General features: G+C 64.8%; 19 protein-coding genes and 1 tRNA gene. 5 read left to right on the top strand and 15 right to left on the bottom strand.

The genetic code is table 11. From position 1 onward, the window contains the following. Positions 1-157 precede the first annotated feature (157 nt). From WS70_RS04300 to WS70_RS04285, 4 genes are all read left to right on the top strand, one after another. Positions 158-901 carry a response regulator transcription factor gene (locus WS70_RS04300; RefSeq protein WP_059596410.1) on the top strand — a complete coding sequence of 248 codons (744 nt, stop codon included), beginning with the start codon at positions 158-160 and terminating at the stop codon, positions 899-901. A 23-nt stretch (positions 902-924) separates the two neighbouring features. Then, on the top strand, positions 925-2,484 hold the full coding sequence (locus tag WS70_RS04295) for a sensor histidine kinase (protein ID WP_059473593.1): 1,560 nt from the start codon (positions 925-927) through the stop codon (positions 2,482-2,484). 216 nt (positions 2,485-2,700) lie between these two features. After that, positions 2,701-4,359: an MFS transporter gene (locus WS70_RS04290; protein WP_059473592.1), complete on the top strand. Its 1,659-nt coding sequence runs from the start codon at positions 2,701-2,703 to the stop codon at positions 4,357-4,359. Positions 4,360-4,554: 195 nt separating this feature from the next. After that, positions 4,555-4,631 (top strand) — tRNA-Met (locus WS70_RS04285). A gap of 78 nt (positions 4,632-4,709) precedes the next feature. Here the strand turns inward: WS70_RS04285 and WS70_RS04280 are convergent. Then, positions 4,710-5,090: a hypothetical protein gene (locus tag WS70_RS04280; RefSeq protein WP_108033896.1), complete on the bottom strand. Its 381-nt coding sequence runs from the start codon at positions 5,088-5,090 to the stop codon at positions 4,710-4,712. A 531-nt stretch (positions 5,091-5,621) separates the two neighbouring features. Further along, positions 5,622-5,855, bottom strand: a complete 234-nt coding sequence (locus WS70_RS04275) for a flagellar transcriptional regulator FlhD (RefSeq protein ID WP_059470884.1) — start codon at positions 5,853-5,855, stop codon at positions 5,622-5,624. Between the two features lie 703 nt (positions 5,856-6,558). Between WS70_RS04275 and galU the strand changes: the two genes are divergently transcribed. Then, a complete protein-coding gene (gene galU / locus WS70_RS04260) occupies positions 6,559-7,443 on the top strand; it encodes a UTP--glucose-1-phosphate uridylyltransferase GalU (protein WP_059470883.1) in 885 nt (294 codons plus the stop codon). Between the two features lie 316 nt (positions 7,444-7,759). Here galU and WS70_RS04250 read toward each other — a convergent pair whose 3' ends face one another. The 13 genes from WS70_RS04250 to WS70_RS04190 all read right to left on the bottom strand — a co-directional run bounded on the left by WS70_RS04250 (position 7,760) and on the right by WS70_RS04190 (position 21,657). Continuing rightward, positions 7,760-8,695 (bottom strand): KpsF/GutQ family sugar-phosphate isomerase, encoded by a 936-nt coding sequence (locus WS70_RS04250; RefSeq protein ID WP_059470881.1) that lies wholly within the window; start codon positions 8,693-8,695, stop codon positions 7,760-7,762. A 108-nt stretch (positions 8,696-8,803) separates the two neighbouring features. Continuing rightward, on the bottom strand, positions 8,804-9,355 hold the full coding sequence (locus tag WS70_RS04245; RefSeq protein WP_059470880.1) for a KdsC family phosphatase: 552 nt from the start codon (positions 9,353-9,355) through the stop codon (positions 8,804-8,806). After that, positions 9,352-10,194: a 3-deoxy-8-phosphooctulonate synthase gene (kdsA, locus tag WS70_RS04240; RefSeq protein WP_059470879.1), complete on the bottom strand. Its 843-nt coding sequence runs from the start codon at positions 10,192-10,194 to the stop codon at positions 9,352-9,354. Before kdsA ends, WS70_RS04245 begins: the two co-directional genes overlap by 4 nt. 79 nt (positions 10,195-10,273) lie before the next feature. After that, positions 10,274-11,440, bottom strand: coding sequence for a glycosyltransferase (locus WS70_RS04235; RefSeq protein WP_059596382.1), 1,167 nt, complete (start codon positions 11,438-11,440; stop codon positions 10,274-10,276). Next, positions 11,437-12,381 (bottom strand): glycosyltransferase, encoded by a 945-nt coding sequence (locus tag WS70_RS04230; RefSeq protein ID WP_059470877.1) that lies wholly within the window; start codon positions 12,379-12,381, stop codon positions 11,437-11,439. Before WS70_RS04230 ends, WS70_RS04235 begins: the two co-directional genes overlap by 4 nt. After that, positions 12,378-12,908 carry a serine O-acetyltransferase gene (locus WS70_RS04225; protein WP_059470876.1) on the bottom strand — a complete coding sequence of 177 codons (531 nt, stop codon included), beginning with the start codon at positions 12,906-12,908 and terminating at the stop codon, positions 12,378-12,380. Before WS70_RS04225 ends, WS70_RS04230 begins: the two co-directional genes overlap by 4 nt. Position 12,909: 1 nt before the next feature. After that, on the bottom strand, positions 12,910-14,106 hold the full coding sequence (locus tag WS70_RS04220; RefSeq protein ID WP_059470875.1) for a capsular polysaccharide export protein, LipB/KpsS family: 1,197 nt from the start codon (positions 14,104-14,106) through the stop codon (positions 12,910-12,912). A 32-nt stretch (positions 14,107-14,138) separates the two neighbouring features. Then, positions 14,139-15,371 carry a lipopolysaccharide biosynthesis protein gene (locus WS70_RS04215; protein ID WP_059596409.1) on the bottom strand — a complete coding sequence of 411 codons (1,233 nt, stop codon included), beginning with the start codon at positions 15,369-15,371 and terminating at the stop codon, positions 14,139-14,141. 93 nt (positions 15,372-15,464) lie between these two features. Beyond that, positions 15,465-17,705, bottom strand: a complete 2,241-nt coding sequence (locus WS70_RS04210) for a polysaccharide biosynthesis tyrosine autokinase (RefSeq protein ID WP_059596381.1) — start codon at positions 17,703-17,705, stop codon at positions 15,465-15,467. Positions 17,706-17,750: 45 nt separating this feature from the next. Further along, entirely contained in the window at positions 17,751-18,185 is a 435-nt protein-coding gene (locus tag WS70_RS04205; RefSeq protein WP_059470873.1) for a low molecular weight protein-tyrosine-phosphatase, read from the bottom strand. Next, positions 18,182-19,375, bottom strand: a complete 1,194-nt coding sequence (locus tag WS70_RS04200) for a polysaccharide biosynthesis/export family protein (protein WP_059596380.1) — start codon at positions 19,373-19,375, stop codon at positions 18,182-18,184. The genes WS70_RS04205 and WS70_RS04200 overlap by 4 nt, the downstream gene beginning before the upstream one ends. Before the next feature lie 64 nt (positions 19,376-19,439). Continuing rightward, positions 19,440-20,507, bottom strand: a complete 1,068-nt coding sequence (locus WS70_RS04195) for a sugar transferase (protein ID WP_059470871.1) — start codon at positions 20,505-20,507, stop codon at positions 19,440-19,442. A gap of 217 nt (positions 20,508-20,724) precedes the next feature. Then, a complete protein-coding gene (locus WS70_RS04190; RefSeq protein ID WP_059470907.1) occupies positions 20,725-21,657 on the bottom strand; it encodes a helix-turn-helix domain-containing protein in 933 nt (310 codons plus the stop codon). Between the last annotated feature and the right edge of the window lie 473 nt (positions 21,658-22,130).

Below are 22,130 nucleotides of genomic sequence, written 5' to 3'. Positions count from 1 at the left end.
TTTGACACGGCCAGCAAGCCGTTAGGTGCGCGAATGCAGATACTGTATAAAAAAACAGTGGTTTGTGCAAGCCCGCGTTGCGGGCAGGCATCGCCCCATATTTCGGAGACAGCCGCGCGCAGCGCCATCGCCGCGGGACGGCAACCGGTTGCGCATCATGCGAATTCTCATCGCCGAAGACGACAGCATACTCGCGGACGGCCTCACCCGGTCACTCCGCCAATCGGGCTATGCCGTCGACCACGTGAGGAACGGCGCCGAGGCCGATACGGCCTTGTCTATGCAGACGTTCGACCTCCTGATCCTCGATCTCGGCCTTCCCAAGATGCCCGGCCTCGACGTGCTGCGCCGCCTGCGCGCGCGCAATTCGAACCTGCCCGTGCTGATCCTGACGGCCGCCGACAGCGTCGACGAGCGCGTGAAGGGGCTCGACCTCGGCGCCGACGACTACATGGCGAAGCCGTTCGCGCTGAACGAGCTCGAAGCGCGCGTGCGCGCGCTGACCCGGCGCGGCGCGGGCGGCGGGCCGACCGTCGTGCGGCACGGCTCGCTGTCGTTCGACCAGGTCGGCCGGATCGCCTACGCGAACGACCGCGTGCTCGACCTGTCCGCGCGCGAACTCGGCCTGCTCGAAGTGCTGCTGCAGCGGATCGGCCGGCTCGTATCGAAGGAACAGCTCGTCGATCATCTGTGCGAATGGAGCGAGGAAGTCAGCAACAACGCGATCGAAGTCTACGTTCACCGGCTGCGCAAGAAGATCGAGCCGAGCGGCGTGCGGATCACGACCGTGCGCGGCCTCGGCTACTGCCTCGAGAAGGCCGCGCCCGCCCCGGCGAACGACGCGCCGAACGCAACCGCGCCGCAACCGGCCGAAGCCGCCGCGAGCCAGTCGCTGCGCTGACGCCACCAAGGAAGGAGCGGCCGATGGCCACGCCGGCCCATTCCGCGCACACCGCGCACCGTCCGGCCACCGCCGCGACCGATGCGGACGCCGCGCGCGACGCGCGCTACGAAAACCCGTTCGCGCCGCCGGACGAAGGCGACGCCGCCGAAGGCCCCCGCCCCCGCTCGCTGTTCGGCGAGATTCTCGACTGGATGCTCGCGCCGCTCCTGCTGCTATGGCCGATGAGCATCGCCGTCACCTACCTCGTTGCGAAGACGATCGCGAACGGCCCGTTCGACCGTGCGCTCGAGACCGACGCGTACGTGCTCGCTCGGCAGATCACGCCCGTGAACGGCGTCGCCGAGCTGAAGCTGCCGCAGACGACGCTCGACTTCCTGCGCGCCGACAATGTCGACAGCCTGTACTTCCAGGTGCTCGGCACGCGCGGCGAGCTCGTCGCGGGCGAAGCCGACCTGCCGCTGCCGCGCGACGACGACCGCCCGCCGCCCGGTGTCGTCGTGTTCCGCGACGACCTGCTGCGCGGCAACGACGTGCGCGTCGCGTACACGACCGTCGCACTGCCGGGCGCGACGGGCTCGCAGCCCGTGCTCGTGCAGGTCGGCGAGACGCTCGACAAGCGCAACGCGCTCGCGAACGACATCATCAAGGGCGTGATCCTGCCGCAATTCGTGATTCTGCCGCTTGCGATCCTGCTCGTCTGGTTCGGGCTGTCGCGAGGGCTCGCACCGCTCACCGCGCTGCAGGCGCACATCCGCGGCCGGCGCCCGGACGACCTATCGCCCGTCGAAGCGCAGCGCGCGCCGCCCGAGATCGAGCCGCTCGTCACATCGTTCAACGACCTGCTCGCGCGCCTCGAACAGAACATCACGCTGCAAAAGCGTTTCATCGCCGACGCCGCGCACCAGATGAAGACCCCGCTCGCCGGATTGCGCACGCAGGCCGAATTCGCGCTGCGCCACGAAGTGCCGGACGACGTCGCGCGCTCGCTCGAACAGATCGCGACGAGCTCCGAGCAGGCCGCGCGGCTCGTCACGCAACTGCTTGCGCTCGCGCGCGCGGAAAACCGCGCGACGGGGCTCATGTTCGAGCCCGTCGAAATCGCGCCGCTCGCGCGCCAGGCCGTGCGCGACTGGGTGCAGGCCGCGCTCGCGAAGCAGATGGACCTCGGCTACGAAGGCCCGGACAACGACGCCGGGCCGCTTCGCATCGACGGCCATCCAGTGATGCTGCGCGAGATGCTCGGCAACCTGATCGACAACGCGATCCGCTACACGCCGACGGGCGGCCGCATCACCGTGCGCGTACGCGCCGACCGCGCGGCGGGCGTCGTGCATCTCGAAGTCGAGGACACGGGCCCGGGCATTCCGGCGAACGAGCGAGAGCACGTCGTCGAGCGCTTCTATCGGATCCTCGGCCGCGAAGGCGACGGCAGCGGCCTCGGCCTCGCGATCGTTCGCGAGATCGTCGCGCAGCACGGCGGCACGCTGACGATCGACGACAACGTGTATCAGATGTCGCCGCGCCTTGCAGGCACGCTCGTGCGCGTGAGCCTTGGCTTACGGCAAGAAGCCCCGGAATAACCCTTAAGAGCCGCTTCACGCGCCGTTCAAAAAATCACGAAAACGCACGTTGCCAACAAAATAAAGGAAAAAGAAAGGCGAAGCGCAACATAGCGCGCAAATTGCCGTTGCGCCATTTTGACTCGCCGAGTCAGTGCGCCGTAAGTTTGCCCTCCAATAATCGACACGGAGCCGCCCCGAGGGGCGCGCGCCCTTATATCAAAATTGGAGACATTCATGGCAACGGTAGGCGGACAAATTGCGCACGCGCCGATGACAGGCGACGAAAAGCGCGTGATCTTCGCATCGTCGCTCGGCACCGTGTTCGAGTGGTACGACTTCTATTTGGCCGGCTCGCTCGCGGCCTACATCAGCAAGAGCTTCTTCTCGGGCGTCAATCCAACCGCGGCGTTCATCTTCACGCTGCTCGGCTTCGCGGCGGGCTTTGCCGTCCGGCCGTTCGGCGCAATCGTGTTCGGACGCCTCGGCGACCTCGTCGGCCGCAAGCACACGTTCCTCATCACGATCGTCATCATGGGGATCTCGACCTTCGTGGTCGGCTTCCTCCCCGGCTATGCGACGATCGGCATCGCGGCGCCGGTGATCTTCATCGGGATGCGGCTGCTGCAAGGCCTCGCGCTCGGCGGGGAGTACGGCGGCGCAGCGACCTACGTCGCCGAGCACGCGCCCGCGCACCGGCGCGGCTTCTACACCGCCTGGATCCAGACGACCGCCACGCTCGGGCTGTTCCTGTCGCTGCTCGTGATTCTCGGTGTGCGGACCTCCATCGGCGAGGAGGCGTTCGGCGCGTGGGGCTGGCGAGTGCCGTTCGTCGCGTCGATCCTGCTGCTCGCGGTATCGGTGTGGATCCGGCTGCAACTGAACGAATCGCCGGTGTTCCTGCGCATCAAAGCCGAAGGCAAGACCTCGAAGGCGCCGCTCACCGAAGCGTTCGGCCAGTGGAAGAACCTGAAGCTCGTGATCCTCGCGCTCGTCGGCCTGACGGCCGGCCAGGCCGTCGTCTGGTACACGGGCCAGTTCTATGCGCTGTTTTTCCTCACGCAGACGCTGAAGGTCGACGGCGCAAGCGCGAACATCCTGATCGCGATCGCGCTCCTGATCGGCACGCCATTCTTCGTGTTCTTCGGCTCGCTGTCGGACAGGATCGGCCGCAAGCCGATCATCCTCGCCGGCTGCCTGATCGCCGCGCTCACCTACTTCCCGCTGTTCAAGGCGCTCACGCACTTCGCGAACCCGGCGCTCGAAGTAGCGACGCAGAAGGCGCCGATCACCGTCGTGGCCGATCCGTCGACCTGCTCGTTCCAGTTCAACCCGGTCGGCACGTCGAAGTTCACGGACTCCTGCGACATCGCGAAGAGCGCGCTGGCGAAAGCGGGCCTCAACTACGAGAACATCGCGGCGCCCGCGGGAACGACCGCACAAGTCAAGGTCGGCGACACTGTAATCGAGTCGTATGACGGCAAGGCCGCCGACGCGAAGGCAAAGGGCGCGGCGTTCGACAAGACGCTCGCCACGACGCTGAAATCCGCAGGCTATCCGGCGAAGGCCGATCCGGCGCAGCTCAACTGGCCGATGACGATCGCGATCCTGACGATCCTCGTGATCTACGTGACGATGGTCTACGGCCCGATCGCGGCGATGCTGGTCGAGATGTTCCCGACGCGGATCCGCTATACGTCGATGTCGCTGCCGTATCACATCGGCAACGGCTGGTTCGGCGGCTTTCTCCCGGCGACCGCGTTCGCGATCGTCGCGGCGAGGGGCGACATCTATTCGGGGCTGTGGTATCCGATCGTGATCGCACTCGTCACGTTCGTCATCGGGCTGCTGTTCGTGAAGGAAACCAAGGATTCGAATATCTACGCGCAGGATTGACGGAGCGTGTCGCGGGCGGATCGTCCGGCTGACGGCGGGCGGGTGGCGGGGTGGTCGGCAGGCAGTCGCAGGCGGACTGCCCGGTTCGCGGAACGGTCGAGAATGAAGCCCCCGCGATGTGCCGGCCCTTTTGGGAGAAATCGGCAAAAAGGGCTTGACACCTCCCGCACCGATCTCCATAATTCGCCTTCTATTGGCGAATTAGCTCAGTCGGTTAGAGCGACGGAATCATAATCCGCAGGTCCGGGGTTCGAGTCCCTGATTCGCCACCATATAAAACAAGGGCTTAGCGTTCGCGCTAGGCCCTTGTCACATCTAGCGGGCAACAGCCTATCAGCTCGCCGTTCTACTCATTCGCCAGACTCCTGCCGCCCAAGCTGCATCAGGCGATGATGCAACGAGATCTTGTCACCCGTAGCCGGTGAAATATCCCCTTCACGCCAATCGGGCATCGATACCTGCCCGTGCAGGACGCCCGCCGCAAACAGCCATTCGGCCATCTGTTTGGGATCGCTGGTAACGAAGGTTTCGCCGGTCGTCAGCACTGTCCCGATCAGCTCGTCCTTCGGGTAGTCGTAGACGACACGAGCACGGCAAAGGCCCGCGCCCCACTTCTCGTTGTCCGTATGACGCTCGACGATGAACGAGCGCGATGGCTCCACCTTACCCTGTGCAATGTCACGAGCTTCGCCCGAGCTATGCACCAGCTCATCGAAAAGCTGCTTGTCCATCGTCGTGCTCCCCCTAGATTCGCGGCCGTTTTGACCGCTACTGGCCCGCGTCAGGAAACGCAACCAGCCCCAATCATCCACTGCTAACACCGCCATTTTCGAGACACGCAACCGGATTCAGCCGACGTGTCTCCGCGAGATGCGGCTTCGAACAACTGGCTATGCATGAGTTCCCTTCGTCTTGTTATGCGCAAAACCGGACGATACCACCCACTCGGATTTCAACAGAGGCTAAACACAATTCATCGAATGTGAACAGACCCTAGGTTTGCGAGCGCGCGATCATGCGCATCGCGAAAAAAGCCGCCGATTGACGAAAATGTCGAGGGTCGCCGCAACGGAGCCAATCGGATCTCATGCAAAGTCGCGAAGCGCGCTGCGGCTGCGACGGTTCATCAGAACATCCACGCCGAAGCATGCCGCGCGCAATGGACATCACACCGTCCAGCACGCATACGTGCACACCGAATCGTGAAGACGTTTGACGACGCCAAAGCGCGGTCCCAGCGCCCCCTCCCACCGCGAATCGGCTCACGCCCGCCCGGGCATCGCATCCAGACGAAATTGACAAACGAGCTCGCCGCCTTCAGCGAGTTGTTCGAGTTGGGCACGCGTCATCGCGACAAGACGCGCCGCCAGTTCGTCCGATATGCCCAGCATCGACTGGCCTCGCTCGCCGTTCTCGTTCAGCAGACGCTGCGCGAGCCGGAGATACCGCTGATTGAATTCCGCGATCTCTTCGAGCACGTCCCTTTTTCCTTCCATGCCTGCCCCGTTTCGATGATGAACGCGCACGACGCCGCAAACGTTCGCGCAGACGCGATGGTTTATCCAATGCACGTCCGCAAGCGCAGACTAACGCATGCGGATCGCGGCCATCCGACAAAATGCCGCCGCGCTCCGACAAATGGCGAGTCGCTAGCGCATCCGAGACGCCATGGCGTCTCATGGGCCGCCCGAAGACGTCATCGATACAACGTGCGCCCCGCATCGACATGTCGTCTGCGACCGACTTGCAGTAACCATCGGTCAATTGCTACGCCGAATCAGACAGATCGATAGGCGTGCTTGCGCGTCCACCGTCATACTCGCTCCTGGTCAGCCGCTCCCCCGGGCGGCGAACCTTCCGATAGTTCGGAATTGGCCTGCCTGCACGCGCCGTTGCAGGCGGGCCTTTTTTTCGTTCGCATCGAGCCGCACACTTCGCGACATCCTCGCACCGAACACGCGCATCGCACACGCCGTTGCGTCCTACAACGTTTCGCTTCGCAAATCCCTTCGCAGATTTGATTGAATCGACATCGCGAGAAGTTTGTCCGATTGAACCTATATTTAGCGTAGCCAAACAATTCGAACGGCCCTACCATCGCTTTACCACGCACAAGTCGTCGGCGTCGTTCGTTCATAAGAGCGTCCCGCCGGCTCGCGCGCAAACGTTTAACTTCTTCGATGGAAGGTTCGACGCTCGATGCTGAAAGTCACAAAAGCCGTATTTCCCGTTGCCGGCCTCGGCACCCGCTTTCTGCCCGCGACGAAAGCGAGTCCGAAGGAAATGTTGCCGGTCGTCGACAAACCCCTGATCCAATACGCGGTCGAGGAAGCGATCGCGGCCGGCATCACCGAGATGATCTTCGTCACCGGCCGAAGCAAGCGCGCAATCGAGGATCACTTCGACAAGTCGTACGAGATCGAGGCAGAACTCGAAGCGCGCGGCAAAGAGAAGCTGCTGTCGCTCGTGCGCAGCATCAAGCCGCGCAACGTCGACTGCTTCTATGTGCGCCAGGCCGAAGCGCTCGGCCTCGGCCACGCGGTGTTGTGCGCAGAGAAGCTCGTCGGCGACAGTCCGTTCGCCGTCGTGCTCGCGGACGATCTGCTCGACGGCCGCCCGCCCGTGCTGCGGCAGATGATCGACGTGTTCAATCACTATCACACGTCGGTCGTCGGCGTCGAAGAGATCGCGTTGCAACACTCGAAATCGTATGGCGTGATCGACGGCAAGCGTTGGGAGGACGACCTCTTCAAGCTGTCGGGAATCGTCGAAAAGCCCGAGCCTGCGGTTGCGCCGTCGAACTTCGGCGTCGTCGGGCGCTACGTGCTGAAGCCGCGGATCTTCGATCATCTGCGCTCGCTCAAGCCCGGCGCCGGCGGAGAGCTGCAGTTGACCGACGCGCTTCAGTCGCTGCTGAAGGACGAGCAGGTGCTCGCCTATCGGTACGACGGCGCGCGCTTCGATTGCGGCAGCAAAATCGGCTATCTGAAGGCGACCGTCGAGTTCGCGCTGCGTCATCCGGAAGTCGCGACCGAATTCGAGCAGTATCTGAGCGAGCGCTTTCCCGAGCTCGTCGCGGCGTAACGCGCTGCGTTCATTGTGCGCGAGCGGCGGATGCGGCGCGACGGCGCGCCGTATGTGCCGTATGTGCCGTATGTGCCGTATGTGCCGTATGTGCCGTATGTGCCGTATGTGCCGTATGTGCCGTATGTGCCTTACGTGCCGCCCGTCGGCGGCTCACAAGCGAAGCGCGCGCATCCGTTGCAGCGACGACGCTCGACGAACGAACCGCGGCTTCCCGCATGAGAAAATTCTGCATCGCTCATGCATTCATCGTTCCATGAAGCGCCGGACGTTTCATACGGATCGCGAAATGTCCGGCCATTGCCCGTTAATTTCGCTACTTCTTGAACACGCCGACGACGTCGTCGCCGTCGAACACGAGCAGCGCGTTGATGTGCCGCGCCTCCATCAGCAGCAATGCGTCCTCGACGCGCGTGCCGACGCGCACCATCGCCGGATCGATCGACATCAGATCCGCCGCGACACGGCGAAACAACGCATCGCCATGTGTCTCGACTGCGCGCCGGATGTCGCCGTCGGTGATGATCCCCCAGCCCGTTTCGCATCGAACGATCGCAAGCCCGAGCCGGCCACGCGTCATCGCCTGCAGCACGTCGATCGCCTGCGCGTTCGCGTCGACGAACGGCAAGTCGTGCGCGGCCATTTCGTCGTCGACCTTCGACAGCAGGCGGCGGCCAAGCGAGCCGCCCGGATGAAACCGCGCGAAGTTCTCCGGCCGAAAGCCGCGCGCCTTCATCAGCGTGACGGCCAGCGCGTCGCCCATCGCGAGCGCCGCCATGGTCGACGACGTCGGCGCGAGCTGAAGCGGACACGCCTCCTGCTCGACGCCGACGTCGAGATGGCTGTGCGCCGCCTTCGCGAGCGTCGATCGCGCGTTGCCCGTCAACGCGACGAGATGGTTGCGGTTGCTCTTCAGAAACGGAATCAGCTTGATCACCTCATCGGTTTCGCCCGAATACGAGATCGCGAGAAACGTGTCGGCCGACGTCACCATGCCGAGGTCGCCGTGATACGCCTCCCCCGGATGCATGAAGAAGCTCGGCGTGCCGGTGCTCGCGAGCGTCGCCGCGATCTTGCGCCCGATGATTCCGGATTTGCCCATCCCGCACACGACTACGCGGCCGCTGGAATGCAGGATCGCGTCGACTGCGTCGCCGAACGACTCGCCGATGCGAGCGGACAAGCCCGCGAGCGCCCGCGATTCGATGTCGAAGACTTGTCGCGCGGAATCAAGATAGTTGTGATGGTTCATCGGAGAGCAATCGAAGGCCATGAGCCGTGTTATTGGATGTATTCGAGCGAGTCCGCATTCGTGGACTTGGCGCAGCACACCGGAGCGGCAACGTACCGCGCCGCGAGATCATTGAACGATGTCATGCATTCCCCATCGATCCATCAGCGGCCGATACGCTTCGTCGAGCGACAACCCCGAACGCATCAGCACGTGCTCGGCCACTTCGCGCGCGACGCCCTCGCCGCCCGCCCGCGAGACGACGTAGTCGACGCGCCGCTTGACGAGCGCGTGCGCATCGGCGGGCGCATACGAAACGCCAACCGCCTCGATCACCGGCAGATCGTTCACGTCGTCGCCGGCAAAGGCGATCGCATCGTCGGCGAGCGCATCCTCTGCCTTGATGCGTGCGTAGCCCGCGCGCTTGTCGTCGCAACCCGACACGAACACGTCGAAGCCGAGCTGCTGCGCGCGCCACGCGAGGGGCGCGCTGTGGCGGCCCGACAGAATGCCGCTGCGAATGCCGTGCGCGCGCAGCAGCGCGATGGCGATGCCGTCCTTCGCGTGAAAGCTCTTCATGAACTCGCCGTCGCCCGTCACGTGCAGCCGGCCGTCGGTCAGCACGCCGTCGACATCGAACAGCACGAGCCGGATCGCGCCGCGATACGCGGGCGCGCTCATCGGATATCGAGCGCCGGCATGCGCTTGACGAGATCATCGATCGCCTTCATCTGCGACAGGAAGCCTTCGAGCAGATGCAGCGGCAGCGCGCTCGGCCCGTCGCAGCGCGCGCGATCCGGATCGGGATGCGCTTCGAGAAAAAGCCCCGCGATGCCGACCGCCATGCCCGCGCGCGCGAGATCGAGCACTTGCCGGCGCCGGCCGCTCGACGCGTCGCCGAGCGGATCGCGGCATTGCAGGCTATGCGTGACGTCGAAGATCACGGGGCAGTCCGTCGTCTCCGCCATCTGCCGGAAGCCGAGCATATCGACAACGAGATTGTCATAGCCGAACGAGCTGCCGCGCTCGCACACAATCACCTGATCGTTGCCGGCCTCCCGGCATTTCGTCACCACGTGCTTCAGTTGCGCCGGGCTCATGAACTGCGGCTTCTTCACGTTCACCGGCTTGCCGGTCTTCGCGATCGCGACGACGAGATCGGTCTGGCGCGCGAGGAACGCGGGCACTTGCAGCACGTCCGCGACCTCGGCGACCGGCGCGGCCTGCTCGATTTCGTGGACGTCGGTAATCACCGGCACGCCAAAGCGTTCCTTCACCTCGTCGAAGATCTTCAGGCCCTCGTCGAGCCCGACGCCGCGATACGAATGGATCGACGAACGGTTCGCTTTGTCGAACGACGCCTTGAACACGAACGGGATCCCGAGCTTGCGCGTAACCGCGACGTACTCGCTGCACACGTCGAGCGTCAAGTCGAGACTCTCAAGCACGTTGATCCCGCCGAACAGCACGAAAGGTAGGTCGTTGCCGGCCGTCACGCCGGGACTGATTGCTACGTTCATAGGTCAAATCTCCGAATAAATCGTCCCGTACGCGCTGCGCGGCGATTTCGCACGGCAGGCCCGCGTTCGGGACGGCGAATCATCGAGACGCGCGCGCAAGATGCGCCGCGTAGACTGGCGCCAGTTGCCGGAAAAAGCGTTCTTCGCCGAAGCGCTCGCGGGCTTCGCGTCGCGCCGCGACGGCAAGGCGCGCGCGCAGCGCCGCATCGCGCTCGATCGACGCGAGCAGTTCGACCGCGTCTTCGGCGCCGCGAAATATCGCGCCAGTTTGCAAATGCCGTATGACATCGACGTTTCCCGCGCATGCCGACGCGACGACAGGCAAGCCGAGCAGCATCGCTTCGATGACCGACACGGGCATGCCCTCCCATGACGACGTCGACAAATATACGTCCACGCGCCGCAATCCTGCGACGACTTCCGCTCGGCCGAGCCAGCCGGCGACCTCGACGCCGGCGTAGCGCAGTTCCGTCTTGAGCGCGGCGTCGCCGTCGCCGATCCAGATGAAACGCATGCTCGAGCCTTGCAAGCGGCGCGCGATCTCGGCGAACAGCCGCGGATTCTTCTGCGGGCGGATGCCGCCGACCGTCGCGACCCGCATCACCGGCTCGCGCGTATCGGCCGAATCGGCGTTCGCGGGCGACGGCATTGCGCCGACCGCGTTCTCGACCACCACGACCGGCTGCCGCAAGTGCGCGCGAACCGCATCGCGTTCGCTGTCCGAGCAAGCGATATAGAGGCAACGCTTCACGCACGCGATCCGTTCGAGCGCGACGAACGCCAGCCGCTTCAGCGCCGAAATGTCGCGGCGCATGAACGAGATGCAGTGCGGGCTGTAGAAGAACGCCGCCTGCCGCAACGCGAACAGCGACGCGATTCGCCCGAGGAATCCCGCGAACGAAGAATGCAGATGCACGACGTCCGGCCCGATGCCGATTAGCGTGCGCCGGAGTTCGAGCAATGCCGGCAGCAGCGGCACACCCTTCATCTGGATGTGGCGCAACTTGACCGTCGCGTCGAACAGCGCATGAAAATCCGCGGGCGTATCGGGCCGGATCGAATAGACTACGTGCACGTCGTGTCCCTCGCGCGCGAAGCGATTCGCGATCAGGCACACCATCGACAACGTGCCCGTCGCGCTCGATTCGAGAACCTGGACGATCTTCATCCGCGCGCGCCCGCCTCGCGTCGCACCATCCTTCGACGGCATCGCGCGGCACCGTTTTTCCGCGACGTCGGCCGTCATCGCGCACCTCGCATCGAAGACACCGCGTCGAGATGCGCGGACACGCCCGATTGCGCGATCACCGCGGTCCATCCGAGCCGCTTCAGCCGCGCGGGATCGTTGCGCTGCGCGTGGAGCTGCGCCAACGGCAGCAACTCGTCGAATATCGATGCACCCGTGACGTGAGACCGGATGCCGAGCGCCTTCACCGCCTCGACATTGGACGGCGCATCGTTGCAGACGATCTTCTTGCCAAGCGCCGCGTATTCGAGCAGCTTCGTCGGCGTCTGATAGCAGTGCGGACGATGATACGGGAAATAGCAGACCGCATATTCGGAACGCTGCACGATCTTGAGCGCGTCGCGCTGCGGCACGCGTCCGACGAACTCGATGCCTTCGACGTGCCGGAATGCGTCGTGAATTTCCGGCTCCGGCTGGCCGACCAGCACGAGCGTGTCGCGCGCCGTGCGCGGCGCGTCGCGATACGCGGCCAGCACCTCGTGAAAGCCACGCTCGCGGCTCATCTCGCCGATGTAGCAGAAGCGTCCGGCCGGGCCGTCGCCCGCCGGTTCGTTCGCGATCCCGAAGATCCAGTCCGGCACGCCCATCGGCAGCAGCAGCGACGGCACGCCGTCGCAAAACGCCATCGCGTCGCGCATCCGCTCGTTCTGGAAGATTCGCAGATCCGGCCTCGCGTTCAACGCGCGCTTGACCGCATCCTTGACGGCCGCGAGCCGGCCGACCGACAGCGATCGGTAGTCGTGAATCACGAACCGCGCGGGCGGCAGCGAACGATAGAAGCCCATGATGCACCACAGGATGCAGTTGCTTCGGTTGCCGAACTGCGCATACGCGTTCGCATCGCCGTCGTGCACCTCGAATCCGCGCTGGCCGAGAAAATCCCGGTACGCGGCGATTTCCGGGTAGTTCGCCTTGCCAGGGTGGAGGATGAATACCTTCATGCTGTGCCCTTCTCCTTCTCGAGCACGCGCGCCGGCACGCCCACCGCGACGCCGCCGTCCGGCACGTCCCGCAGCACGACGGCGCCTGCGCCGACGCGCGCACGGTTGCCGATCCGAATCTCGCCGAGCGCGACGCTGTGCGCGCCGAACTCGACGTCGTCGCCGACGGTCGGCACGCCGCTGTATGTGCCGTCGGGCCGCAGCGTGTTGCCGATCGTCACGCCGTGCCGCATCACGCAGCGCTCGCCGATCTTGCAATAGCCGTTGATGACGAGCCCCGTGCCGTGATACAGCGTGAGACCCTTGCCGATTTTCGTCTTGACCGGGATCTCGATGCCCATGATCCAGTCGCAGACGACGATGTAGAGCGCGATCACCGGCGCGCCAAACGCGAGCGTCAGCTTGCTGCGGCACGCGAGATAGTTCGCGATCCGGAAGAACACGACGACGCAGCGCGTCTTGAAGAACGCGTTGCGCCGGCAATCGTCGACGATTGCTTCGATCGTCTGTTTCAAGGTCGTGCGCATGTCAGTGCTTCATCGAAAACACGTTCCTCGCCGCGCGCGGCGCGATCTCGCCCGTGCCGAAATAATCGATTCCGTCGATCAGGAACGAATGGATGTACTTGAGGAGCCGCGTGCGATCGAATTCCTTGTAGAAGCAGCGGCCGAGCGACACGACCGGCTTGCCGTACAGGAGCGCCTCGAGTCCGACCGTCGAATTGATCGTGACGACCGAATGCGCATGCTTGATGAGATCGGTGGTCGGCGACGTGACGAGGTCGAAATGATAAACGCGCTGCATGCGCAGCACTTCGTCGATCACCGTGGTGTCGCACTCGGCCGGATGCAGCTTGACGATCAGATCCGCGCACTCGTTCGCCGCGTGCTCGAACGCGAGCCGAATCGCCTTCAGATTGTCGACATCCGAATGCAGCTTGATCTGCGTATCGCCGGACACTTGCAGCGGCAGGAACACGTAGCGCAACGCCGACAGCTCCTTCACCGTCAACGCTTTCGCCTGAGTCGGCGCAACCGTCCCATTCGTCGCGCGCACCGTGTTCAAACGTTTGCGCGCGACGCCGCGCGTTGCGAGCTTCAGCGCATAGTTGACGGCCGATACCGCCTTGCGCTTCCACGACGTGCGCGCCTGCGGCAGCGGCCTTGCCTTGTATCGTTCGTAGCGCGCGAGCCAGCGGCGATGCGCGTCTTCGGTCGGCATCGGCAGCGCGTCGATCACAGCCGGGTTGCGGCTGATCGACGACAGCGCGTTGACGCCGAGCCGGTCGACGAACAGCTTGTCCGGCAGATTCGAGATTTCGACGAACTTCGCCGGAATCCCGTGCGCCGCGCACGCATGCGCAACCGCGCGGCAGACGAGCTGCTGACCGTTCCACATCAGGCACTGCGAAATCAGATGGCGGCGAAATAGGCCGGACATCGCCGCGAAGATCGCCGTCGCGTCGGCGCGTGCGAGCTCGGGCGTCATCTGCCCGTTCAGCACTTCGATCGACGCGTCGGAACGGATCGCGCCTGCGGCATCGCGCGCGGCGGATGCCTGCGCGCCGCGCCGCAAATAGACCGACCGGAATCCCGCACCCAGCGCCATCAGATGCGCGACCGGCTCGCTCGTCGCGAACAGAAAATCGAACTCCTTTCTGATCGACTTCACGAGCCGCGCGGCGAAGTAATAACGCTCCATGGAATCGACGACGACGACAATCATGATCTGCGCTCAACAAAAAAATGGAAGAAACGTCATGCGCCGGCACGCCGACGCGACACGCTGCCGTTCATCACGCCGAACGTCAGCGCGATGCCGGCGATCATCAGCACGGCGCCGGAAAACGAGAACAAGCGCACGCTCGCGAGTACCGACAGGTTCGCGAGCTTCGCCGTACACAGCGCGCCGGCGAGCACGGCGCCAGACCCGAGCTGAAACAGGAAATCGACGCGCTGCGCGCGCGCCGCAAGGAAGATCTGCGACAGCGGCACGTAGATCATCTGGAATGCGAAGAGCGGGATCATGCATTGGAAGAATGCGATCGCACCGCTCCAGCGCGCGCCGAAAAAGAGTTCGACGAGCGGGCCGAACAAGAGCGCGCCGCCTGCCGCATAGCCCGCCGCGAGCAGCGCGAGCGATCGCGCATATGCGCCGAACACTTTCGGCACCATCGCGCGCGCGTCGTCGCGCGCCATCGCGGCCATCGCATCGCGCCGGAATACGCCGCCCAGGCTCTGCGCGATCAGCGACACGGGAAAGAATCCGAGCCGGTACGCGGCCGCGAAATAGCCGGCGCTCTGCGCATCGAACCAATGTGGAATCACGATCGCGAGCGCATAGGTCAGCACCGAACCGCAGAGCGTCGAAGGCAGGATGTACTTCGCGAACCGGCTGTGCTCGACGAAGAACGCGCGCGTCACGGCAAACGAATAGCCGCGCCGCTTGCCGTGCAGCGCGACTGCGATCAGCAGCAGCAGCGCGACGAGCGCCGTCACCGCCGTATATGCGCCGAATGCGTCGATCGGCCCGAGCGCCGGCAGGAACACCGTGGCGGCGATGCAGACGAGAAACGACCCGTTCACGGCAATCCGGCTCGCGGCGATCCAGCCATAGCGTCTCAGGCTGTTCAGATAGCCGCCCGCCGCCAGTTGGACGAACATCGCAAAACCGTAAGCGGCGGCGACGTACAGCTCCGTGTGACCCGTGATGAAGATCGCCGCGCAGCCGAGCGCGACGAACGCGACGCTCAGCGCCATCACGTTGACGAACGCGTTGAACGAATCGGCCGGGCTGTCGCTCACGCAGGCGAGCTCGTAGCGGCACGCGAACAACGTGCCAGCGAACGTCGCCAGCGCGAGCAGATAGTTGAAGTGGCCGAGCGCCTCCGGCCCCTGAAAGCGTCCGATCAGCGAGATACAGCCGAAGAGCGCGATCTGCCCGGCGACGACGCCGCACAGCGACACGATCGAATCGCGGACACGGATCATCTTCGCGCCCCCTCGTTCGAATACGCGTGCGATGCGCACGCGATTCCGACCCGACGGCGACCGGCATCGCATCCGCTTGCCCGCATGTCGGCGTCACGCATCCTGCTTCGCTCCGTATTCGTACGCGACGTAGCGATAGCCGCCGTACTTCGATCCGTACCCGTACTGGCCGAGGCGCGGATTGATCCCGTTGAACACGACGCCGCTCAGGCGCACGCCGTTCTGCGAGAGCCGTTTCGTCGATTCGGCGATCTCGCCGAGCTTCGTCGAGCCGGCGAGCGCGACGAGGAACGCGGTGCCCGCCGTCGCGGCGAGGATGCCCGTATCGGCCACCGCGAGCACGGGCGGCGAGTCGATCACGACGACATCGTAGCGCTTCGAGAACGCATCGATCAGCGCCGGCACGCGCGCGTTGAGCAGCAGCTCCGCCGGATTCTTCGGCATCGCGCCCGTCGAGATGAAATCGAGTCCGTCGATCACGTCGCGATGCAGCACGTCGTCGAGCCGCACGGTATCCGCGATCAGCTCGGAAAGGCCATTGCCGCGCGCGAGGCCGAGATAGTCGTTCAGATGCCCCTTGCGGATGTCGCCGTCGATCAGCAGGACGCGCTTGCCCGCCATCGTCAGGACGGCGGCGAGATTCGCCGATACGAACGACTTGCCGACGCCGGGCGCGGGACCCGCGATCACGACGACGTTGTTCTTCGCTTCGAGCATCGCGAACTGCAGCGCCGTGCGCAGGCTGCGCAGGCTTTCGACGGCCGGCTCGTCCGGATGCACGACGGACAGCAGCGACATCACGTGCTCCTTGCGCTTCGCGCGCTCGGTCAACGCCCGCTGCTGTTCGCTGCGCGGCACGGTCGCATAGACGTTCAAACCCAGGCGGCGCTCGATCTCGTTCGGATCCGAGATGCCATGGAACAGCATCGACCGGCCGACCGCCGTCCCGCAGCCGGCGAGCACGCCGAGCAGCAGCGACGCGAGCGCGACGAACGCCTTCTTCGGCTTGACGGGCACCTCGGGCACTGCGGCCGTATCGACGAGCCTCACGTTGCCGACCTTGCCCGCGCGCACGAGCTGCAACTGCTGCATGTTGTTCAGCAGCGCCGTGTAGAGATCGGTGTTGACCTTCACGTCGAGCATCAGCCGCACGATCTGCTGCTGCAGGTCCGGCAGACGCCTGATCTGCTGCTCGGCCGTGCCGCGATAGCCGTCGAGCGCCGCGATCTGCCGATCGATCGCGACGACGTCCGGGTGTTTCGGCGTGAAGCGCGACAGCAGCTCGTGCCGCTTCTGCTGCAGCTCGAGCAGGCGCGTCTTCGCGTCGGCGGATTGCGCGAGCGCGAGCTTCGCCTCTTCGGTCAGATCGACCGTGCCGTGCTCGTCGCGCAATTTCGTCAGGCGTGCTTCGGAATCGGTGAGTTGCTGCTTGAGCATCGGCAGTTGCCCATTGAGGAACTCGAGCGATTGCGCGGCTTCCGCCGACTTGCGCTGGATGTTCTGCGCGATGTATTGCCGCCCGATCTCGTTGAGCGCGCTGCTGACGAGCTCAGGATCGATGTCGCGCAGGCTCGCGACCACGACGTCCGATTGCTTGACGCGCTCCTGCACGTCGAGGTTGTCCTGCAGATCCTCGATCGTCCGCAACCGCGAGTTGCGCACGAGCCTGAACGTCGCGCCCGGCTTCGCGGCGACCGAATCGACGCGCAGCGCGATCGCCCCGCCAGCCGCCGGAAAGCGTTCGAGCTTGCCGACGACGCCTTCGACGCTGCGCTCGAGATCTCCGCCGTCGAGCCGATAGCGGCGCCCATCGAGCAGCGTCAGCTCGAACGCATCGCCTTCGAGCGAGCGCGGCACGTCGAACACCGCGACGTCGATGCGCTCCTGGCCCCACGCGTAGCCGCCGAAGCCGGCGAAACCCGGATTCGACAGTCCTTCGTGGCGGCGGGCGAGCCAGTTGCCGATGACAGGGAAGCGCTTCGGCTTCGCGTCGATGAAGAGCTTCAGGTTGTCGACCGCGCGCGACACGACGAGCCGCGACGCGAGAATCTGCGTCTCGGCCGCCGCCGACGATTTCACGTCGAAGAGCGACGACACGTCGCCGAGCAGGCTTTTCGCGGCGGACGTGTCGGGGCTGTCCTCGACCTGGATCAGGATGTCCGCCTGATAGACCGGCTTGCTGAGCACCGCATACGCGCCGCCGATGACGAGACAGCCGGACGCGATCGCGGCGATCAGCCATCGGCTTTCGATCAGGATGTCGAGAATGGCGATGAAATCCGTATCGCCGTCGCCCTCGGCGGGCGCTTGTGTACCGGATGGATTGGAATTCATGTATCGGGATCTTGGGGATTCGGTTCCGCGCGTGCGCGCGGTCGTTCACACGAGCCGCAGCCGCGACAGCCAGCCGTTCACGCCGAGCTCGATGAGCCGTGCGGAACGCTCGAACACGAAGCGCGGTTGACGATAGGGATCGCGTACATCGAAGTTCTCGTGCTCGCCGATGCGAAACACCTTGCCGCGCGCAAGCGGATACTGATCCTCGACGAGCCGGCGCTGACCGCGGTCCATCACGAGAATCAGATCCGCCGAAGCGCATTGCGCGCGGCCGAGCTGCTGCGCGCGATGCGCGGAGAGATCGATGCCGCGCTCGCGCATCACGTCCTGCGCGAGCGGCGCGGCCGGCATGCCGACGAGCGCGTTGAAGCCCGCCGACGTAACCGTGCGGCCCGGCAGCGCCGCGGCAAAGAACGCGGCCGCCATCGGGCTGCGGCAGAGATTGCCTTCGCAGACGACGAGAATCGATTCGATCATTTGGTCACGACCGCCGCGGTCAGGCCGGCGTTGATCGCCGGCAGCAGCAGGCTGAGCACGCGGCTGAACCGGACGAGACCGTTGCCGTCGACGTAGACGATGTCCTTCGGCTCCAGCTCGAACTGGTTCGCGAGCACCATCGCAACGGGCGAACTCGCGTCGAGCCGGTAGACGTGCGGCTTCGCATCGAGCGAGCCGCGGATCACGTACATCTGCGCCGCATCGGCCGTCGACGCGTTCAGGCTGCCCGCCTGCGACAGCGCCTCGCTCAGCGTCAGCCGGCCGTTGCGCATCGGCAGCGCGGTAACCGGCTTGTTGACTTCGCCCATCACGAACACGCCGCTCTCGTCGCGCGGCGGGATGCGCAGCAGGTCGCCGTCCTTGAGGACGACTCGCGGCGCATGGGTCCCTTGCGCGGCGCCCGACAGATCGATCCGCTGCTCGACGCCGTTGCGCACAAGGATCACGCGGCTCTGGTCCGCGCTCGCCGAGAAGCCGCCGGCGCGACCCACTGCATCGTACAGCGTCATCGGAATGTCGTTGAGCGGCTGCGAGCCCGGCGTACGCACTTCGCCTTCGATGTAGACCTGCTTCGCGCGGAACGACGCGACGCGCACCGTCACCTGCGGGTCGCGGAACGTCTCCGCGAGCTTGCGCGCGAGCCGCGCCTGGACCTGCTCGGGCTTGAGACCCGCGACGGCGAGGCGTCCCACGTACGGATACTGAAGCGTGCCGTCCTGATCGACCACGAAGCCCGCCGGCGCGTCGGCCGCGCGCGCGGTCGTCTGCTGCTGCGTGCCGAGCGCCGCCGCGAGCTCGGGATGATCCCAGACCGTGATCTGCAGCACGTCGCCGCGCCCGATCGTGTAGCCGGACACCGGCGACGCGAGATCGGGCGCGGCTTGCGCGCCGCGCTGCGTATCGCGCAGCGTCCGGATCAGATTCAGGTCGATGTCGGTAATCGGAATCGGCAACTGCTCGCCGTGCGGCTCGCGGCCGGCCTCGGCCGGCGCGCCCGCTGCCGCGCTCGATACCGGCACGTTCGGCGGCTGCTTCATCCGCATGCCGGGCGCGATGCCGCATGCACCGAGCGCCGCGCATAACGGCACCCACATCGTCAACAAACGCACGCGTGCGCCGTACGTGCGCCTCGGCGGCACGTCGCCGCCGGCTTCCCCCAGACTACCCATCTATACCTCGATCCACTTTCTGGTTCTGGCCTGTTCCGGCCGCCGATCATCGTGCGCAAGGCGCTCAATACGCGCCCGATCCGCGCAGGACCACGTTGACCGTCTTCAACAGGATGTACAGGTCGCGGCGAAGCGACCATTCCTTCACGTACGACACGTCGAGCGAAACGCGTGTCGCGTAATCGGTGTCGTTGCGGCCGCTTACCTGCCACAGCCCCGTCATGCCGGGCTTCGCCGCGAGGTAATAGCGAACGTCGTCGCCGTAGCGCGGAAGCTCGGCCTCGACGATCGGTCGCGGCCCGACGAGACTCATCTCACCCCTCACGACGTTCAGTAATTGAGGCAGCTCGTCGAGACTGCTGCGACGCAGGAAGCGGCCGATCCGCGTGATCCGCACGTCGTGCTTCAACTTGAATTCACGCTCCCACTCCGCGCGCGCCTGCGGATCGCGCTCGAGCAGCGCCTTCAGCACGGCGTCCGCGTTCATCACCATCGAGCGAAACTTCAGGCACTTGAAGCGGCAGCCGTCTCGACCGATCCGCACATGTCCGAACATGGCCGGCCCGCCGTCGCGCTTGACGAGAAACGCGATCACGGCAAGCACGGGCGACAGCACGGCGATCAGGCACGACGCCGCGGTGACGTCGAACGCACGCTTGATGATCCGCTTCGCGACGCCCGACGTCCTCATGCGTTGCGCGACGTGCCCCATCTGGTCGAACGTCGCGGCCTTCACCTTGTGGCTCGCGCGCTCGACAAGGCCGAAGATCGCGAGCGTGACCGCGCGAAAGATCAGCAGCCCGATGCCGCTCGTCACCGTCCAGTACATGAACCACGCGCTCGACAGGATCTGCGCACGGCGCAGCACGTATAGCAGCGCAACGGTGCCGCCCTGCACGACGAGCCAGGCGAGTGCGGTGCGGCTGATCAGATGCACCGGCGAGCGTCGCTTCGACGTCTCGTAGATCCCGCACGCGGGAAAAACCGACAGCGACAGCGCGGCGGCAAACGCCACCAGCGATCCGTCGAAGATCTGCGCGTGCGAACTGCCGGACGCCTCGATCAGAATCGGGAGGAACGCGCCGATTACGATCAATGCAATGTCGACGACTCGGGGAAATATCGCTGGCATAGGTGAACCTCAATTGCGCTTCGTCAATAATTTGCTTCGTACTTCTACATTCATGCCCGATGTTCGCGCGTCTCGCACATCGCCTCATCGATGAATCCGAATTGACAGAGGTCCGGCCTTCATCGCCCGAAATCGATCGAGCGTCGCCCGCGGCTTCGAACGCGAGTGCGGTGAAACGCGGGTTGGGGACGAAGCGACGGACGCGGCGTACCGCTCGTTATGAAACCGACCTGCTCAGGTGCGAGACAAAGTCGGCGCATGCAAGATCCGCGTCCAAGCCGCGGCTGCGCTCAATCGCGCGATATTCGGTCGGCGACATCGACAGATGCTGGCGAAACAGCTTCGCCAGTCGATCGCCGCTGCCGAGACCGGTGCGCCGCGCAATCTTGTCGACCGGAAGATCGGTGTGCACGAGCATGTGGCGTGCGTGTTCGAGCCGGACTCTCTGCACGAACTCCGACGGCGTCACGCCGATCTCCTGCTTGAAGCGCCTCAAGAAATTTCGCTCGCTCATCGCCGCCGCATGCGCGGTGTCGGCGATCGAAATGCGGTTTGCACTGTTGTCGCGCAGTTGCTGGACTGACGTGCGAATCAGTTTGCTCGCACGCGCCTCGCGCGACGCAAATGCCGGCTCGGCTGGCCGTGCGTTCATCGCCGGACACAGGCACTCCGCGACTTCGTGCGCGGGGCCATCGCCGCAATCGTGCCGAATGATCGCCAGTGCGGCCGAGAATGCCGCGCGCTCCGCCGCCGTCGGACGGGATTTTCCGGACGAAGCGGCGCCGGAGAGCATCGCGTCGATCGACAGGTCGTCCGCCGCCGCGTCGCCGCGCTCTCGGTTCACGAGTCCCATCAAGCGCTTCGTGCGGCCCGAGGCTCCGATATGGGCACGCGCGCAACGCAACCAATCGGATACCTTCTCGTCGTCGCGATCGACCGCATCCGGCTCGCCGATCGCGAAGATCGCATGCACGCTTTCGATCGCGCACTCATGCAGCGGCCGGGTCCAGACAGGTATGCCGGACGACGAATACACCGCGCCGCCCTTCGCCGACAGCAGCAGCATCTCGTAATCGCTGCTGGGATCCGCACCGGCATGTCGAATGCGATTGGCGAAATTGAATATTTCCGCCATGCGGCCCGCCTGCATCAACGAAAAGCCCTCAAACAAGACGACAGCGATTCCTTTTCGGTAGCACACGCCTCCGAAAGCTGCACCACGACTCACGTGTGCTCCCATCCGACCAATGTTGAACGCGCATTCCATCCCGCCGGCCCTTTCCACTCATTCAGCAATGTCCATTCTGCAGCGCATCATATTCCTTCAAATAGATGCAACAACCTTTCTGTCTGATTACGATGCAATGTTGGCGGATTAAATCTGGATGCCGATTCCGCCATTTATCCGTCGCGTCAATTCGAGTTGGTGCGAACTTCGATCCGAAAGGCGCTTGCGGGCCAGTCGATTTCGGACAATCTTTCGGCAACCGAACCATCGTCGGCATCCTAAGCTGCCGATAAAGACGACGGATAAGCGCGGACACCGCGGATGCTGCGCCACACCGCCGTCCGGGCGAATCAGACGTGTCGTTCGGGCTCGATGGATCTGCAGGTCCGCCACTT

It is taken from the genome of Burkholderia mayonis (genome assembly GCF_001523745.2).
In the GTDB taxonomy this organism is placed as follows: Bacteria; Pseudomonadota; Gammaproteobacteria; order Burkholderiales; family Burkholderiaceae; genus Burkholderia; species Burkholderia mayonis.
This window is presented reverse-complemented; position numbering and strand designations above follow the sequence as displayed.